The sequence below is a fragment of the Pseudomonas sp. A214 genome, from assembly GCF_900156295.1.
Lineage (GTDB): Bacteria > Pseudomonadota > Gammaproteobacteria > Pseudomonadales > Pseudomonadaceae > Aquipseudomonas > Aquipseudomonas rhizophila.
Genome location: NZ_LT707062.1, coordinates 5622097 through 5638416 on the forward strand (window position 1 = coordinate 5622097; position 16320 = coordinate 5638416).

The 16320-nt window shown below is 61.5% G+C and carries 16 protein-coding genes; 3 read left to right on the top strand and 13 right to left on the bottom strand.

The features are described 5' to 3' along the window. Window positions 1-22: 22 nt before the first annotated feature. The 5 genes from BW979_RS25165 to ppc form a co-directional block, all read right to left on the bottom strand. Window positions 23-883 carry a DUF72 domain-containing protein gene (locus BW979_RS25165; RefSeq protein ID WP_076386203.1) on the bottom strand — a complete coding sequence of 287 codons (861 nt, stop codon included), beginning with the start codon at window positions 881-883 and terminating at the stop codon, window positions 23-25. Then, entirely contained in the window at window positions 883-1191 is a 309-nt protein-coding gene (locus tag BW979_RS25170; protein WP_047227537.1) for a hypothetical protein, read from the bottom strand. Before BW979_RS25170 ends, BW979_RS25165 begins: the two co-directional genes overlap by 1 nt. A 261-nt stretch (window positions 1192-1452) precedes the next feature. Continuing rightward, window positions 1453-2130, bottom strand: coding sequence for a tRNA (adenosine(37)-N6)-threonylcarbamoyltransferase complex dimerization subunit type 1 TsaB (tsaB, locus tag BW979_RS25175; protein ID WP_047227536.1), 678 nt, complete (start codon window positions 2128-2130; stop codon window positions 1453-1455). Window positions 2131-2224: 94 nt separating this feature from the next. Beyond that, the gene (gene adk, locus BW979_RS25180; protein WP_047227535.1) at window positions 2225-2875 is read right to left on the bottom strand and encodes an adenylate kinase; all 651 of its coding nucleotides are present in this window, start codon (window positions 2873-2875) and stop codon (window positions 2225-2227) included. A 290-nt stretch (window positions 2876-3165) separates the two neighbouring features. Continuing rightward, the gene (gene ppc, locus BW979_RS25185; protein WP_047227534.1) at window positions 3166-5796 is read right to left on the bottom strand and encodes a phosphoenolpyruvate carboxylase; all 2631 of its coding nucleotides are present in this window, start codon (window positions 5794-5796) and stop codon (window positions 3166-3168) included. 189 nt (window positions 5797-5985) lie between these two features. Between ppc and BW979_RS25190 the strand changes: the two genes are divergently transcribed. The 3 genes from BW979_RS25190 to BW979_RS25200 all read left to right on the top strand — a co-directional run bounded on the left by BW979_RS25190 (window position 5986) and on the right by BW979_RS25200 (window position 7937). Continuing rightward, complete coding sequence (locus BW979_RS25190) at window positions 5986-6330, top strand: hypothetical protein (RefSeq protein WP_047227533.1); 345 nt, start codon at window positions 5986-5988, stop codon at window positions 6328-6330. A gap of 353 nt (window positions 6331-6683) precedes the next feature. Continuing rightward, window positions 6684-7097 carry a DUF4398 domain-containing protein gene (locus tag BW979_RS25195; protein WP_047227532.1) on the top strand — a complete coding sequence of 138 codons (414 nt, stop codon included), beginning with the start codon at window positions 6684-6686 and terminating at the stop codon, window positions 7095-7097. 51 nt (window positions 7098-7148) lie between these two features. Then, on the top strand, window positions 7149-7937 hold the full coding sequence (locus BW979_RS25200) for an OmpA family protein (RefSeq protein ID WP_047227595.1): 789 nt from the start codon (window positions 7149-7151) through the stop codon (window positions 7935-7937). A 179-nt stretch (window positions 7938-8116) separates the two neighbouring features. Here the strand turns inward: BW979_RS25200 and BW979_RS25205 are convergent, their stop codons facing one another. From BW979_RS25205 to BW979_RS25235, 8 genes are all read right to left on the bottom strand, one after another. Further along, window positions 8117-8446, bottom strand: coding sequence for a hypothetical protein (locus BW979_RS25205; protein WP_047227531.1), 330 nt, complete (start codon window positions 8444-8446; stop codon window positions 8117-8119). Next, window positions 8443-9348, bottom strand: coding sequence for an alpha/beta hydrolase (locus BW979_RS25210; protein ID WP_076386204.1), 906 nt, complete (start codon window positions 9346-9348; stop codon window positions 8443-8445). The genes BW979_RS25205 and BW979_RS25210 overlap by 4 nt, the downstream gene beginning before the upstream one ends. A 148-nt stretch (window positions 9349-9496) precedes the next feature. Next, window positions 9497-10774: a flavohemoglobin expression-modulating QEGLA motif protein gene (locus BW979_RS25215; RefSeq protein WP_047227529.1), complete on the bottom strand. Its 1278-nt coding sequence runs from the start codon at window positions 10772-10774 to the stop codon at window positions 9497-9499. A 36-nt stretch (window positions 10775-10810) separates the two neighbouring features. Continuing rightward, window positions 10811-11365 (bottom strand): hypothetical protein, encoded by a 555-nt coding sequence (locus BW979_RS25220; RefSeq protein WP_076386205.1) that lies wholly within the window; start codon window positions 11363-11365, stop codon window positions 10811-10813. A 154-nt stretch (window positions 11366-11519) separates the two neighbouring features. Continuing rightward, window positions 11520-12236, bottom strand: coding sequence for a TetR/AcrR family transcriptional regulator (locus BW979_RS25225; protein WP_047227527.1), 717 nt, complete (start codon window positions 12234-12236; stop codon window positions 11520-11522). A gap of 102 nt (window positions 12237-12338) precedes the next feature. After that, window positions 12339-13841, bottom strand: coding sequence for a lysine--tRNA ligase (lysS, locus tag BW979_RS25230; RefSeq protein WP_047227526.1), 1503 nt, complete (start codon window positions 13839-13841; stop codon window positions 12339-12341). Window positions 13842-13950: 109 nt separating this feature from the next. Beyond that, a protein-coding gene (prfB, locus tag BW979_RS27520; RefSeq protein WP_107321555.1) for a peptide chain release factor 2 occupies window positions 13951-15046 on the bottom strand; the annotation gives its coding sequence in 2 pieces (ribosomal slippage) (window positions 13951-14973 and window positions 14975-15046; 1095 coding nt in all). Between the two features lie 256 nt (window positions 15047-15302). Then, the gene (locus BW979_RS25235) at window positions 15303-16304 is read right to left on the bottom strand and encodes a diguanylate cyclase (RefSeq protein WP_076386206.1); all 1002 of its coding nucleotides are present in this window, start codon (window positions 16302-16304) and stop codon (window positions 15303-15305) included. Between the last annotated feature and the right edge of the window lie 16 nt (window positions 16305-16320).

Sequence of the window (16320 nt, forward strand, 5' to 3'; positions counted from 1 at the left end):
TCCTGGGCAGAGAAATTTTGCCTCAGAGCAAACCCAGTTGCTCGGCGGCGGGCTCTCTGTATAGCTCAGGCAGGGCCGGCAAGCCAGGCAAACGGCTCATCAATCGGCGATGAAAGTGTTGCGCGAGTTTGGCCGCCAGCACGTTGTCGGCGGTGTGCAGAAAGATATAAGGCGTGCGCCCCTCTTCGATCCACCCGGCGATTTTTTCCACCCAGGGGGTCAGGAACGGTTCGTTGGCCTCCAGCACTGGATGGCCGATGAAACGCACCTGCGGGCAGTCGGTGAACGCGGTCGGCCGGGGCGGTACGCGCGGTTTCTTCGATTGAGCATGGAGCACGGCAGGATCGGTCGAGGTGCAACTGAACAATGCCCGGGGATCCAGACAGATGCGTTCTACCCCGCGATCAAGGAGCAGGCGGTTGAGCTGTCGTTCGGCATCGCCCTTGGCAAAGAAGTCACCGTGACGGACCTCCACGGCCAAGGGTCGCTCAAAGGCATCGATGAAGCCCGCCAGCTCCGGCAAGCGATTCGGGGTAAAGGCCTTGGATAGCTGCAACCAGAACGGTGAAACCCGTTCGCCCAGGGGGCTGAGCAATTGCACGAAGGTTTCGATGGCCGTCAGGTGCTCACGCAAATCGCCATTGTGGCTGATGTCACCGGGCAACTTGGCGGTGAAGCGAAACTGCTCGGGCATGGTCTGCGCCCAGCGCTGAACGATGGCCGCAGAGGGGCTGGCGTAGAAGGTCGTATTGCCTTCCACGGCATTGAACACTTGAGAATAGAGGTTCAGGAAATCGGAGCTTTTGGCGTCTTGCGGATAAAGATAATCGCGCCAGGCGTTTTCGCTCCAGGACGGGCAGCCCAGGTAGTAAGGCAACCCCATCAGATGTAGAGATCGAGTCCCAGCACTTCCATATCCCAGTCAACGAAACCGGCAGTGCTCAGGTAGCTGGCCAGGGCCGCGGATACACTGCGGCTCATCGCGCGGTGATACAGCATGTCTTGCTGACGGGCCGGAAGATTGCTCAGGCGTTGCGCCGAGGCTTTGGCAGCGCGAGCGGCCAACTGCTCTTCGGACGGAAATTCCAGTTCGCCATCGATGTCATCGAAGGACTCATCCGCAGCAACTTTGCCTGCACGAGGCCTGCGTTTGATGGGGTAGGACTGGGATGAAACGCCGTCTATACGCATAACAGAATGCTCGGTATCAATGATGGCAATTTAGCGGCACTTTCACAGCCGCGCAAATGCGCAAGTGATAACTAGAGCACATAAAGTCAAAAAGGTTTAAAACCGGCTCGAAAAAATGACGACTGGTAATATTGGGCGTGACTTTTGGGGGAGCAAATGACTTTGTAGGAGCAAGGCTTGCCCGCGATGAAGATGACGCGGTCCGCCGAAGAACCGGGGCCCCCGTATCGCGAGCAAGCTTTGCTCTCACAACGCCTGGGTCTACCGTTCGGATTTGGGTGTTGCAACCTTGTCCCGTAAGTACACCGGTTGTGCATCGTCGGCCGGGATGGCTTCGCCGCGCTCCCAGGCGAAGCGGGCCAGGGTCAGCAGGTCTTCGGCATGGGGCAGCATCGAGGCGTCCTGGCCGCTGAGGGGGACGGCAATCCGCTCGCCGTAGCCCCAACCGGTCCCGGCGCCGAACCAGTCGCCGCTGGCGTTGGCAGGCAACGCCGCCGCTTCGGGGGGGAGCACCGCTTCGGCGCCCACCAGGCGCATCTCACCCTCGGACTCGCGGTAGCAGCCCCAATACACCTCATCCATGCGCGCATCGATGGCCGCCGCGACCTGGCTGACGCCCTGTTCACGCAAGGCGCGCTGGGCGAGTACCGCCAGGTTGGACACCGGCAACACCGGCCGCTCCAGGGCAAACGCCAGGCCCTGCACCACGCCGACGGCAATGCGCACGCCAGTGAACGCTCCCGGCCCACGACCAAAGGCAATCGCATCCACCGCCTGCAAGGTGGTCCCTGCATCGCTGAGCAATTGCTGGATCATCGGCAGCAGCTTCTGGGCGTGCAAGCGCGGGATCACCTCGTAATGGCTCGTGACCTTGCCGTCGTGCAGCAAGGCAACGGAGCAAGCTTCAGTCGCGGTATCCAGGGCCAGCAAGGTGCTCATCGGTGTGTCCGTAAATCAGATGGGGAAAAGTGCGCCAGTATAAACAACTACGGCCCGCAAGCGGGCCGTTGTTATTTGCTGCACAGCAGACTTGTCAGCTCAGTGCTTCAAGCACCTTGCCGGTGATCGCTTCAACCGAACCAACGCCCGCGATGTAGCTGTACTTGGGCTTGCCCTGGGTCTTGGCGGACAGCTTCTGGTAGAACTCCACCAGCGGCTTGGTCTGGGAATGGTAGACCGACAGGCGATGGCGCACGGTTTCTTCGGTGTCGTCCTTGCGCTGCACCAGTGCTTCACCGGTGATGTCGTCCTTGCCGGCGAGTTTCGGCGGGTTATAGACGGTGTGGTAGACACGGCCGGACGGCTCGTGGACACGACGACCGGCAATGCGTTGAACGATCTCTTCGTCGTCGACGGCGATTTCGACAACGTGATCCAACTCCACGCCAGCCGTAACCAAGGCTTCGGCCTGCGGAATGGTGCGCGGGAAACCGTCGAACAGGAAGCCGTTGGCGCAATCGGCTTGAGCGATGCGATCCTGGACCAGCGCGATGATCAGGTCATCCGACACCAGGCCGCCGGCATCCATGATGCTCTTGGCCTTGACGCCCAGCTCGGTGCCGGCCTTGACCGCGGCACGCAGCATGTCGCCAGTGGAGATTTGCGGGATACCGAATTTTTCGGTGATGAACTTTGCCTGAGTACCTTTACCGGCCCCGGGAGCTCCCAGCAGAATGACGCGCATCGATGTGCTCCTCAATTTTTTTATGTAAACGCTCGGATTCGCCTCGTGGGGCCAATCTCGGAAAACAGGATCGTGACCGCCCAAACGGCCAAAGGCTGATCAAGATACACAGCAGGCCCGACCCACACAAGCCGCCGAAAGTCGAAGGAACCCGCGCCTGACGCGACCTTGGGAGGAGGTGGCGATCGTCGCAACCGGACAACAAACTGTCGCCCGACCGACCTCCTCCCTGCCCACCCGGCCTCCGCCCGGGGGATACCGGGCGGGCCGTTTCGGTACGCCGCTTAACCTTAGCCGGTGTTGCGCAAACCGGCGGCAATCCCCGCCACAGACACCAGAAGCGCCTGTTCCACGGGGCTGCCCTGGGCAACGTCCTGCTGCCGGGAACGGGCAAGCAGTTCAGCCTGCAACAGGTGCAACGGGTCGAGGTAGGTGTTGCGCAGGCGAATGAATTCCAGGGTGTCAGGGCTATGTGCCAGTAGCTGCGACTGACCGGTCAACCCCAGGACCACCGCGCACGCCTGCGACAATAGGTCGCGTAAATGCTCGCCCAACGGTAGCAACCCAGGTTCGACCAAACGCTCATCGTAGGAGCGCGCGATGTCCGCGTCGGCCTTGGCCAGCACCATCTCCAGCATGTCGATGCGGGTGCGAAAAAACGGCCATTGCTCGCGCATCTGCCCCAGCAACTCGCCCTCGCCGCGCTCCAGCGCCTTGCCCAGGGCGGTCTCCCAACCGAGCCAGGCCGGCAGCATCAGGCGCGTCTGGGTCCAGCCGAAGATCCACGGGATCGCCCGCAGGCTTTCGATGCCTCCGGCCCGGCGCTTGGCCGGCCGGCTGCCCAGCGGCAGACGGCCCAGCTCCTGCTCCGGTGTGGACTGGCGGAAATACTCGACGAATTGCGGATTTTCCCGCACCACGGCGCGGTAAGCCTTGACCCCGTCGGCCGCCAGTTCATCCATCAGATGACGCCACTGAGGAGTGGGCGGCGGCGGAGGCAGCAGTGTCGCTTCCAGCACGGCGGCGAGGTACAGATTGAGATTCTGTTCGGCGATGTCCGGCAGGCCAAATTTGAAACGAATCATTTCACCCTGCTCAGTGGTACGGAACCGCCCGGCCACCGAACCCGGCGGTTGCGACAGAATCGCCGCGTGAGCCGGACCGCCGCCACGCCCCACGGTGCCTCCGCGGCCATGGAACAACAGCAGTTCGACTTGCTGTTCGCGACAAATGTCCACCAGCCGTTCCTGGGCTCGATACTGTGCCCAGGCCGCCGCTGTCGTGCCGGCATCCTTGGCCGAATCGGAATAGCCGATCATCACCTCCTGAGGCCCTTGCAGCCGCGATCGATAGCCCGGCAGCAGCAACAATTGCTCGATCACCGGCCCGGCGTTGTCCAGGTCGGCCAGGGTCTCGAACAGCGGCACCACCCGCATGGGTCGCAACACGCCGGCCTCTTTCAACAAGAGCTGCACCGCGAGCACATCGGAAGCGGCGCCCGCCATCGAGATCACGTACGAGCCCAGGGACGCCGCCGGCGCCGCCGCCACTTCCCGGCACGTGGCCAGGACTTCCGCCGTATCGGCCGACGGTTTGAAATGTGCGGGCAGCAGCGGACGCCGGTTGTTCAGCTCCTCCAGCAGAAAGCTGATGCGCTGCTCCTCGCTCCAGTCCTCATAGCGGCCCAGGCCCAGGTAGTCAGTGATTTCAGTCATGGCTGCGCTGTGGCGCGTGGAGTCCTGGCGCACATCGAGGCGCACCAGGAACAACCCGAACGTCACCGCCCGGCGCAAGCAGTCGAGCAGCGGCCCGTCGGCGATCACGCCCATGCCGCACTCGTGCAGGGACTGGTAGCAAAGCTCCAGCGGGTCCAGCAGTTCGCGGTTGTTCTGCAACACATCGGCAGAGGCTGGGGTGGTGACTTTCAGGGACGCGTGCGCCCAATTGCGCGTGGCACGCAGGCGTTCACGCAATTGCTTGAGCACGGCACGGTAGGGTTCAGCGCTGTCACCGGCCTGGGCGCGCAAAGCCTCGCTGGCTTTTTGCATGGACAGCTCAGCCGCCAGGTGATCAACGTCGCGCAGGTACAGATCCGCCGCCATCCACCGCGCCAGCAACAGCACTTCGCGGGTTACCGCAGCGGTGACATTGGGGTTGCCATCCCGGTCGCCACCCATCCACGAGGCAAAGCGGATCGGTGCAGCCTCCAGCGGCAGGCGCAAGCCGGTGGCGGCATGCAGGGCCTGATCGGCCTTGCGCAGGTAGTTGGGAATGGCTTGCCACAGCGAATGTTCGATCACCGCAAAGCCCCACTTGGCCTCGTCCACCGGGGTCGGGCGGGTGCGGCGTATTTCTTCGGTGTGCCAGGCTTCGGCGATCAGCCGTTGCAGACGCTCGTGGATCTGCGCGCGCTCGGCGCTGGTGAGATCGCGGTGGTCCTGGGCCGCCAGTTGCGCGGCGATGGCATCGTATTTCTGGATCAGCGTGCGCCGGGCCACTTCCGTGGGGTGGGCGGTGAGCACCAGCTCGATTTCCAGCCGTCCCAATTGCCGCGCCAGGGACTCGGCGCCATGGCCCTCGGCCCGCAATCGAGCAAGCAGTTCGGGCAGCACCCGCGCCTCGAACGGTGCCGGTTTGGACTCTTCGCGTCGGTGGATAAGTTGATACTGCTCGGCGATGTTGGCCAGGTTGAGGAACTGATTGAACGCCCGCGCCACCGGCAGCAGTTCGTCCTCGCCCAACTGATTGAGGCTGGCGCTCAGTTCGGCGTCCATGGAGCCGCGTCGATCGGCCTTGGCACCCTTGCGGATCTGCTCGATCTTGTCGAGAAACCTGTCCCCGTACTGTTCGCGGATGGTGTTGCCCAGCAGCTCGCCGAGCAGGTGAACATCCTCGCGCAAGCGTGCATCGATATCGGTCATCAGCAGTTCTCCAGCAAAAGGTCCGGACAGCTCTTGGGTTAGACGTTTTACAGAGAGTGCCGACGCAAGACGTTTATGACAAGCGACGAGGGGACATTAAACCTTGTCGGACAAAGCTAGTCTTAACAGTAAGCCACACAACGGCTTGTCACTCTGCGCGCCTGCCATCCGCGGGCTATTGAGGCCATCATGAAAATCCGTGAGCTCGCCCAACACTGGGAAGAAAACGCCAAGGGTTGCCTGACCCAGACCGGCTACACCATTCACCTGGACGTGGAGGCCGCCGCACGACTGGCGGCGATCTGCGAGATGTACCCCAAGCGCCAACCCGAGGAACTGCTCGGCGAATTGATCGGGGCGGCGCTGGAAGAACTGGAAGCCAGCTTCCCTTACATCAAGGGCTCGCAAGTGGTGGCCACCGATGAAGAGGGTGACCCGCTCTACGAAGACGTCGGCCCGACCCCGCGTTTTCTCGCTCTGTCGCGGCGTCATCTGCATCAACTCTCCTCGCAGAATGACAAGTCCAAGCACTAATTTTCTTTAGGAGCGGGGCTGCGATCTTTCCCAGACGACAGATCAAAAGATCGTCCGAACGCAGCCCCAGCCTTCGCCAGTTCCTACATGCGCTCCCCACAAAAACGCACGCCTCCTACGCCGGGAATACCGCTGCGCGCCTTGAAAGTTCAGCTTTTCTGCTGTTGACCAATCAGTCAGTAAAACTTTTGGCGATTGGCCATCCTCGCTGAACTTTTGAAAAACGCCTCAGGTCACACCGAGTAACCATACTGGAACGGTCGTTTAAATAAACGCGCCCCGGCGCCAGCGCCGAAACAGACGTCCCGGCTTCGGTCCCAGCATGGATCTGTAGTTTTTTCAGGAGTTTTCCAATGGAGTTGAAGCCTATGAATACCTGCACTGCCAAACCCTCATCCACTGGCCTGCGCGGCCTGAAGTTGGCTGCCCTGGCGATCGGTAGCAGCTTCATCCTCGCCGGTTGCGCCGGCAACCCGCCCTCGGAGCAGTACGCGGTGACCCAATCGGCGGTCAACAGCGCCGTCAGCGCCGGCGGTACCGAATTCGCCGCCGTGGAAATGAAGTCGGCCCAGGACAAGCTCAAGCAGGCCGAAATCGCGATGCACGACAAGAACTACGAAGAAGCCAAGCGTCTGGCCGAGCAGGCCGAGTGGGACGCCCGCGTCGCTGAGCGCAAGGCCCAGGCCGCCAAGGCCGAACAGGCTCTCAAGGACTCCCAGAAAGGGGTTCAGGAACTGCGTCAGGAAGGCATGAACAAGCTTCAGTAAGCCGTTCACGCCGCGACGTACTTCTCATTGATAAAAGGACGACAGACTATGATGCACAAACACTTGATGATCCCCGCCCTGCTGGCCGCCTGCGTCTCGCTGGCCGCGTGTTCCACAGATCCGAACGCTAATCTGGAACAGGCCCGTACCAACTACAACGGTCTGCAGGCTGACCCGGCGGCGACCAAGGTTGCGGCTCTGGAAACCAAGGACGCCGCCGACTTCCTGGCCAAAGCAGAAAAGGCTTACATGGACAAGGAAGATGAAGCCAAGGTCGACCAGTTGGCCTATCTGACCAACCAGCGCGTGGAGGTGGCCAAGCAGACCATCGCCCTGCGCACCGCTGAAGCCGAGCTGAAAAACGCCGGTGATGAACGCGCCCGCGCACTGCTCGAGGCCCGTAACGCGCAGATCAAGCAACTGCAAGACAGCCTCAACGCCAAGCAAACCGAACGCGGCACGCTGGTGACCTTCGGTGACGTGCTGTTCGCCACCAACAAGTCCGAGCTGCGCTCCAGCGGCCTGGTCAACGTGAACAAACTGGCCCAGTTCCTCCAGGAAAATCCCGACCGCAAGGTGATTGTCGAAGGCTACACCGACAGCACCGGTTCGGACTCCTACAACCAGTCGCTGTCCGAGCGCCGCGCCAGCTCCGTGCGTATGGCACTGGTGAAAATGGGCGTCGACCCGGCGCGCATCGTGACCCAGGGTTACGGCAAGGAATTCCCGGTAGCGGACAACACCAGCGTCTCCGGCCGTGCGATGAACCGTCGGGTCGAGGTGACCATCTCCAACGACAACCAGCCAGTCGCCCCGCGCTCGACCATGAGCGCCAACTGATCGGCTGACTGCAACTGGAAAGCCCCGCCTGACGTGATCAGGCGGGGCTTTTTTATCGGCCAACACATTTCCCTGTGGGAGCGAGCCTGCTCGCGATAGCGGTGGGTCAGTCAATGCAGTTGCGACTGGTCCACCGCTATCGCGAGCAGGCTCGCTCCCACAGGGGAATTATGGCTGGGTTATGGCTCGAGCTTCTGCGGCGTCTCCTGCCCCATGCAGCGCACCGCACGCTTCTTCTCATTGATCAGCACGCCGGTCAGGCCTTTCTGTTCGGTGTCGAACAGCACCAGCACACCATCGATGCACTGGGCGACCTGGGGGGCAGGCTCCAGGGCGACTTTGTAGTCTTCGCCCGGCACGGTCTTGAGCATGGTGAACTCGTTGAGCAGCAACGCATCCTCGGGTTTGGCGAAGTGCAGGTAGCCGTAGTACCAGAGCACCGCGACGGTGCCGAGGATGCTGCAGATACCGGTGATGATCAGGGGGATGGCGTTACGTTCTTCGCTCATTGCGGGCTCTCTGAAGATTCAACGGATGATTTCGGATAATTCGGGATCTCGCCCAGGCGGCGCAGGCCGTCGAAGTGCCAGGGGTCGTCGAGATAGCGCAGCATCACCGTTCGCCAGACCGGGTCGGCGAATGTCTGCACATGCCCACCGCGAGTCAGTTGCAGGACCCGGGGCGGCGGCGCAGCTTGATACAGACGGATGCCGTTGGAAAGAGGCACGATCGGGTCATCGAGGCTGTGGTAGATCAATTTCGGTACGCCCTTCAATTGCGCCACCGAACCGATTGCACTGTCACCGTCGGGCACCAGCCAGGACAGCGGCACCTGCAATGCCCAGGTCAGCCATGAAGTACTCAGGGCAAAACGCCCTACGTCGCGATAACTGGCGGGCACGCCATCGAGCACCAGGGCCTTGAGTTGCGGCTGACGCTCGGGATGATCGGCCAGGTAATGCACCGCCAGCGCGCCGCCCAGGCTCTGGCCGAGCAGCACCAGAGGCTTGCCTTGAACCTGTGGCGCCTGGTCGAGCCATTTGAACGCCGCGTCGATGTCCTGATAGATCGCCGGCAGGCTCGGCTCGCCTTCGGACCGGCCGTAACCGCGGTAATCCACCATCAATACCTGGTAACCCTGCTCGGGCAACCACCAGCTCCCCCCCAGATGCCAGGCCAGGTTGCCGCCGTTGCCGTGCAAGTGCAGTACGGTGCCCTTGACCTCCACCCCTGGCTTGACCGGCAGCCACCAGCCGTGGAGCCTGACACCGTCGGCGGTGGTCAGGGTGACGTCGCGGTAGTCGAGCTTGGCCCGTTCCGGGGTAAAGGGCAGGCCGCGTTCGGGGTAGAACAGCAGGGAACTGCAACCGCTCAGGGTCAGCAGCAGGCATAAGATGCCGAGGGTTCGCATCCGGTGAAACCTCGCAAAAAATAAATGAAACACCGTCCCCTGTGGGAGCGAGCCTGCTCGCGATTGCGGTAGAACGGTCAACATCAATGTTGACTGGAACATCGCAATCGCGAGCAGGCTCGCTCCCACATTTTCAACCACATTGTATTCAGAGGATATTGGAATAATCCGCTTCGATCCGGTCCAGGCTCAGGTGGTTGAGGAAGTTGGAGAAACACATCCAGGCCGACAGCGCGTTCATGTCGCGGAACTGTTCCGGCAGGTATTTGGGCGGCACGACCAGGCCTTCGTCCACGAGTTGGCGCATCGTGCGCATGTCTTCAAGGGTGGTTTTACCGCAGAACAACAGCGGCACCTGCTCCAGCTTGCCTTTGCGTACGGCCAGCTGAATGTAGTTGTAAACCATGATGAAGCCCTTGAGGTAGGACAAGTCTTTGGTGAATGGCAGACCCGTCGGCACCGAACCACGGAAAACCCGGCTGGCGTTGCCGTAGCTTTCGCCCATCTCAAAGCCCTGCTCACGGAAGAACTCGTATATCTGCAGAAAGTCCGCCCCCTCCTCCACCATGTGAATGGCCCGGGTGCGATTGGTCAGCTTGCGCAGGCGACTTGGGTAAGAGGCGAAGGTGATGATCTCCATCAGAATCGCCAGGCCTTCCTGGGTCACCGTGGACGAGGGTGGCCCCTTGGACAGGAAGGTGCAGATCGGCTGATTCAGGCCATTGAGGGTGGTGCCGACGTGCACCAGACCTTCATGGACTTCCAGGGCCCGAACGTCACGGTCGTTGAACATCGCATCGGTGCGAATCTTGATGTAATCGGCGCCAGCCGCCGCATCGGCCACGATCCCGTCGGACTCGAACACCCGGATGGTTTCCTCGGCCTCACCAAAAACCCGGTTGAGCCGATGCTGCAGCAGGCTGACAGCGTCCTGGGCGGTCAGAATCTTCGGCTCGTCCTTCAGGTCGCCACGGCCATCAATGTTGTTCAGGTAATCGGACAGCATCAAGCCCAGGTCAGCCAGGGTCGGGTCGCCGGCGTGGAACGCATCGGAGGCGGCGCCATACAACTCCTGGGAGATCAGCCCGAAATCCTCGGTGCCGCGTGCTTCGAGCATGCGCACCACCATGCGGTATTCCTTGCACATGCGACGCATGATCTGGCCGACCGGGTTGAACTGCCCGAGTTGACGGGTGATGTCGCGTTCGATGTTCTGGAATTCCAGCTTCACTTTGCTGGAATCGAACGACAGGGGCCGGTTGAGGTAATAGTCGCGGTCCACGGCGGGCATTTCCTTGCCCTTGGCCTTGAGGAAACCCTTGCGGATGCTTTCGTCCCACTTTACTGCGTCGAGAATGCGAATCGGCGTTTGCGCCAGCACAATGCGATCGGACAAGGTGCGTATCGTCTGCTGGTAATCGTCCACCCGGAACTCCTGTGAAAAAACGTCCGCTTGTTGCAATTATTGGGATTTGACCAGCCGCTGGTAGCGCACGGCCTCCGAGAACACATCGGAGTTGGCCGGGTCGTCGAGGTAACGGAAAACCGTCCCCATGTCGCTGTCCACCAGCACGCCGTCACCTTCTTCGCTCTGGTTCGGCTGGCCACTGAGGATCTTCTGGCTGATGGCCTGGTTGATCTGATCCATATCCAGGTTGTAGATCACCAGTTCCTGCTTGTCGGTCAGTTCAAAACCGGCGATCACGAAATGCCCTCCAAAGCGGGCCGGCACCTTGGCCGACAGATACCAGCGGCTGCCGTGACGGGAGACGGTCACCGGGATGGCTTCGCGCTCCAGAGGCCTGGCCCTGAAGTAGGTGACGGCTTGATAACGGCGCGGGCCCACTTCGACCAACTCCAGATTGAGCGGCTCGCCCCAGGCGTTGGTACTGGTCCAGTGGCCGACCAGCCCTTGGGGCGCGGCTTCGCTGTCGGGCAACGGCGCCTTGAAGGACACCAGGCAGCCACTGAGCAGCAGCAACGACACGGCCATTACAACGGCACGCCAGGCTTTCATTTGAACTCCCTATGGCATACGGCGCCTAGTCTTTGTGAGGAGCCTTTGTGGCGAGGGAGCTTGCTCCCGCTTGAGTGCGCAGCGCTCACAAAAGGGGCCGCTACGCAGCCCAGCGGGAGCAAGCTCCCTCGCCACATGTGGTGCTCCTGAAAAACTAAACCGACGCCAATACCAGATGCATGTAGCGGGTCAGGATGCCGAGCATTTCTTCTGCCGCTACCGGCTCGGCGCCATTGAGCAAGCCTTGATATTCCATCCGTCCGATAATCGCCGTCAACACTTTGGCATCCTGCTGGGGTTCACGCGAGCCCAAAACCTGGAAAAACTGACAAGTGCCGTGCAACAGGATCTGCTGGTGAGAGCGCACCAGCTCCGCCAGGCGCGGGTTGAGCAGCGCTTCCTGACGAAAAGCCTGTTCCGCCATCAGGTATTCGCGCCGGCTGTGCAATTGATGCTGCACGTAGTCGGCGGTCATCCGGGCGATGTCGTCCGCCAGCTGCGAGCGGGATTCGGCGCTGCCGTCTCCGTAGGCAACCATCTCCCGCAGCAGGCCTTCATTGTTGGTCCACAACTTGGCCATGAACGCCGCGCTGCGCTCCACGTACTGGGCGAAGGTATCGGTCAACAGGTCATCGATGTCCTTGAAATAATAAGTCGTGGCCGACAGCGGCACACCCGCTTCGGCGGCCACGGCGCGGTGGCGTACCGCCCGCACACCATCACGCACCACAATGCGCATGGCCGCATCGAGAATCTCCTGGCGACGCTGTTCACTGCCCTGCCGGCTGGCCTTGCGACCCTGGTACTGAACACTTTCAGCGACAGCAGTGGCGACGCCCGCCGCACCTTCTGGAGCCATTACACGATTCACGACAGGTCTTTCCTCGCTATTTCAAAATTAACCAATTGATACGTTTGTACCAGACAGGCAATAAAAAGCCGCCTGTTCGAGGCGGCTTTTTAATTGAAACACTTACGCTTGGGGCCGCATGTGCGGGAAAAGAATGACATCCCGGATCGACGGTGAGTTGGTCAGCAACATCACCAGGCGATCGATGCCGATGCCTTCGCCGGCCGTCGGCGGCATGCCGTACTCAAGGGCGCGAACGAAGTCGGCATCGTAGTGCATGGCCTCGTCGTCGCCGGCGTCCTTGTCGGCCACCTGGGCCATGAAACGCTCTGCCTGATCTTCTGCGTCGTTGAGCTCGGAGTAGGCGTTGGCGATTTCGCGACCACCGATGAACAGCTCGAAACGGTCGGTCACGCTTGGGTTCTCGTCATTGCGACGGGCCAGCGGCGACACTTCGAACGGGTACTGGGTGATGAAATGCGGCTGCTCCAGCTTGTGCTCGACCAACTCTTCGAAAATCATCACTTGCAGCTTGCCCAGACCCTCGAAGCCGAGCACCTTGGCGCCGGCCTTCTTGGCGATGGCGCGGGCCTTTTCGATGTCCTGCAGGTCGGCCGCGGTGATGTCCGGGTTGTACTTGAGGATCGAGTCGAACACCGACAGGCGCACGAACGGTTCGCCGAAATGGAACACCTTGTCGCCGTACGGCACGTCGGTGGTCCCGAGCACCAGCTGCGCCAGTTCGCGGAACAGCTCCTCGGTCAGGTCCATGTTGTCTTCGTAGTCGGCGTAGGCCTGGTAGAACTCGAGCATGGTGAACTCGGGGTTGTGCCGGGTCGAAACGCCTTCGTTACGGAAGTTGCGGTTGATCTCGAAGACTTTCTCGAAGCCACCCACCACCAGGCGCTTGAGGTACAGCTCTGGCGCGATACGCAGGAACATTTCCATGTCCAGGGCGTTGTGGTGGGTTTCGAACGGCTTGGCCGCCGCACCGCCGGGGATGGTCTGCAGCATCGGCGTTTCGACTTCAAGGAAGTCACGCTTCATCAGGAAGCTGCGGATGTGGGCGATGACCTGCGAGCGCACGCGGAAGGTCTGGCGCACGTCTTCGTTGACGATCAGGTCGACGTAACGCTGACGATAGCGTTGCTCGGTGTCGGTCAGGCCGTGGTGCTTGTCCGGCAGTGGGCGCAGGGACTTGGTCAGCAGGCGCACGCTGGTCATTTCGACGTACAGGTCGCCCTTGCCGGAACGGGCCAGGGTGCCTTCGGCGGCAATGATGTCGCCCAGGTCCCAGGTCTTGACGGCGGCCAGGGTTTCTTCCGGCAGGGTCTTGCGGTTGACGTAGACCTGGATGCGCCCGGTCATGTCCTGGATCACCATGAACGAACCACGGTTGAGCATGATACGACCGGCCACCTTGACTGGAATCGCCGCCTCGGCCAGCTCTTCCTTGGTCTTGTCCGCATACTGCTTCTGCAAGACGTCGCAGTAGGCGTCGCGGCGGAAGTCGTTGGGGAAGGCCTGGCCCTTGGCGCGCTCGGCAGCAAGCTTTTCCTTGCGCAGGGCGATCAGGGAGTTTTCTTCCTGTTGCAGGGCTTGCGGGTCGAGTTCTAGGTCGCTCATGTCTTTAAAGATTCCATCACAGGTTCGTTGCCCCCGGCCCCGGGCCGGAGTTTGCGGCCAGGCCTCGCTCCTGGGTGGAAGCGCGCCTGCCCGCCGCATGGGTGTCGCGTTACAGCCCTTGTTTGAGGCTGGCGATCAGGTATTCGTCGATGTCGCCATCGAGCACCTTGTCACAGTCGCTGCGTTCGATGCTGGTGCGCAGGTCCTTGATGCGCGAGGCGTCAAGTACATACGAACGGATCTGGTGACCCCAGCCGATGTCCGACTTGGTGTCTTCCAGGGCCTGGGACGCCGCGTTGCGCTTCTGCACTTCCTGCTCGTACAAACGGGCCCGCAGCATTTTCATCGCGGTGTCTTTGTTCGCGTGCTGGGAGCGTTCGTTCTGGCAACTGACCACGGTGTTGGTCGGTACGTGGGTAATCCGTACGGCCGAGTCGGTGGTGTTAACGTGCTGGCCACCGGCCCCGGAGGAACGGTAGGTGTCAATGCGCAGGTCCGACGGGTTGATGTCGATTTCGATGTTGTCATCGATTTCCGGCGAAACGAACACCGCCGAGAACGACGTGTGACGACGGTTACCGGAGTCAAACGGGCTTTTGCGCACCAGGCGATGCACGCCGATCTCGGTGCGCAGCCAGCCAAAGGCGTATTCGCCCTTGATGTGCACGGTGGCACCCTTGATTCCGGCGACCTCACCGGCCGACAGCTCCATGATGGTCGCGTCGAAGCCGCGTTTGTCGGCCCAGCGCAGGTACATGCGCAGCAGGATGTTGGCCCAGTCCTGGGCTTCGGTGCCGCCGGAACCGGCCTGGATGTCCAGGTAGGCGTTGTTGGCATCCATCTCGCCACTGAACATGCGCCGGAATTCCAGCTTGGCCAACGCCTCCTCGAGGCGTGTCAGCTCGGCGACGACATCGCCGACGGCACCTTCATCGTTTTCTTCGACAGCCATGTCCAACAGGTCGCGGCAGTCGGCCAGGCCGCTGGACATTTCATCCAGGGTCTCGACGATCTGCGCCAGCGCAGCGCGCTCGCGGCCCAGTTCCTGGGCGTACGACGGGTTGTTCCAGACATTCGGATCTTCAAGCTCGCGATTGACTTCGGTCAGACGCTCATGCTTTTGATCGTAGTCAAAGATACCCCCGAATAGTTTCGGAGCGCTCGGACAGGTCCTTGATGGTGTTCAGGATCGGGTTGATTTCCATGGCGGGCAGCACTCGTTGGCGAACTTTTGAAAGCCGGCGAGTATAACGTAATCAAGCGCCAGCGGCAGCCCGCCTGGCGGCTTTAGGGACACCAATTCTTGTGGCGAGGGAGCTTGCTCCCGCTGGGCTGCGCAGCAGCCCTAAAAAACACAGCTCAGTCAACCTGACTCACCGAGCTATCTGGTTTCGGGGCCGCTACGCGCCCCAGCGGGAGCAAGCTCCCTCGCCACAAGAACTCTCCAGCCGGCCGGACGCACTACTCGATACCCACCCGATTACGCCCATTGTGCTTGGCCGTGTACAGCCCTTTGTCCGCCGCCGAAATCAGCTGGCGGCAATCGCCACCTTGCTGTGGCGTGAAGGTCGAGACGCCAACGCTGACAGTCAGGTTCGCCCCCTCATGAGGCGTGATGTGGGGGATGTTCAGGGCAACGACGCTCTGGCGCAGCTTTTCGGCCATCAACCGCGCGCCGCCAGCCGAGGTGCCGGGCAGTACCAGGGCGAACTCCTCGCCGCCGTAACGGGCCGGCAGGTCGGACGGACGACTGCACGCATCACGGATCGCCGTGGCGACCTTGCGCAGGGCTTCGTCCCCCTCCAGGTGGCCGAAATTGTCGTTGAAGGACTTGAAGTAATCCACGTCGATCATCAACAGCGAGAGCTGGGACTGGTCCCGCAGCGCCCTTCTCCACTCCAGCTCCAGGTATTCATCGAAGTGCCGGCGGTTGGACAGCCCGGTCAGACCGTCGGAATTCATCAGCCGTTGCAGCACCAGATTGGTGTCGAGCAGTTGCTGCTGGCTGACCCGCAGGGCGCGATAGGCCGCATCGCGTTGCAGCAGCATCATGTAGGACCGCGAGTGGTAGCGAATGCGCGCCACCAGTTCGATGTTGTCCGGCAACTTGACCAGGTAATCGTTGGCCCCGGCGGCGAACGCCGCGCTTTTGACCAGCGGGTCCTCCTTGGTGGACAGGACAATGATCGGAATATCCCGGGTCGCCGGATGGTTACGGTATTCGCGCACCAGGCTCAAGCCATCAAGACCGGGCATCACCAGGTCCTGGAGGATCACCGTTGGCTTGATGCGGACCGCATGGGCGATGGCCTGGTGTGGGTCGGCGCAGAAGTGAACGTCGATGTTCTCTTCATTGGCCAGCCCGCGCCGCACCGCCTCGCCGATCATCGCCTGGTCGTCGACGAGCAAGACCATGGCCGCGTTCTCGTCACGCTTGAAATCGTCGAGCTGTAAATCACTCATGGGAACTCACCTGAAT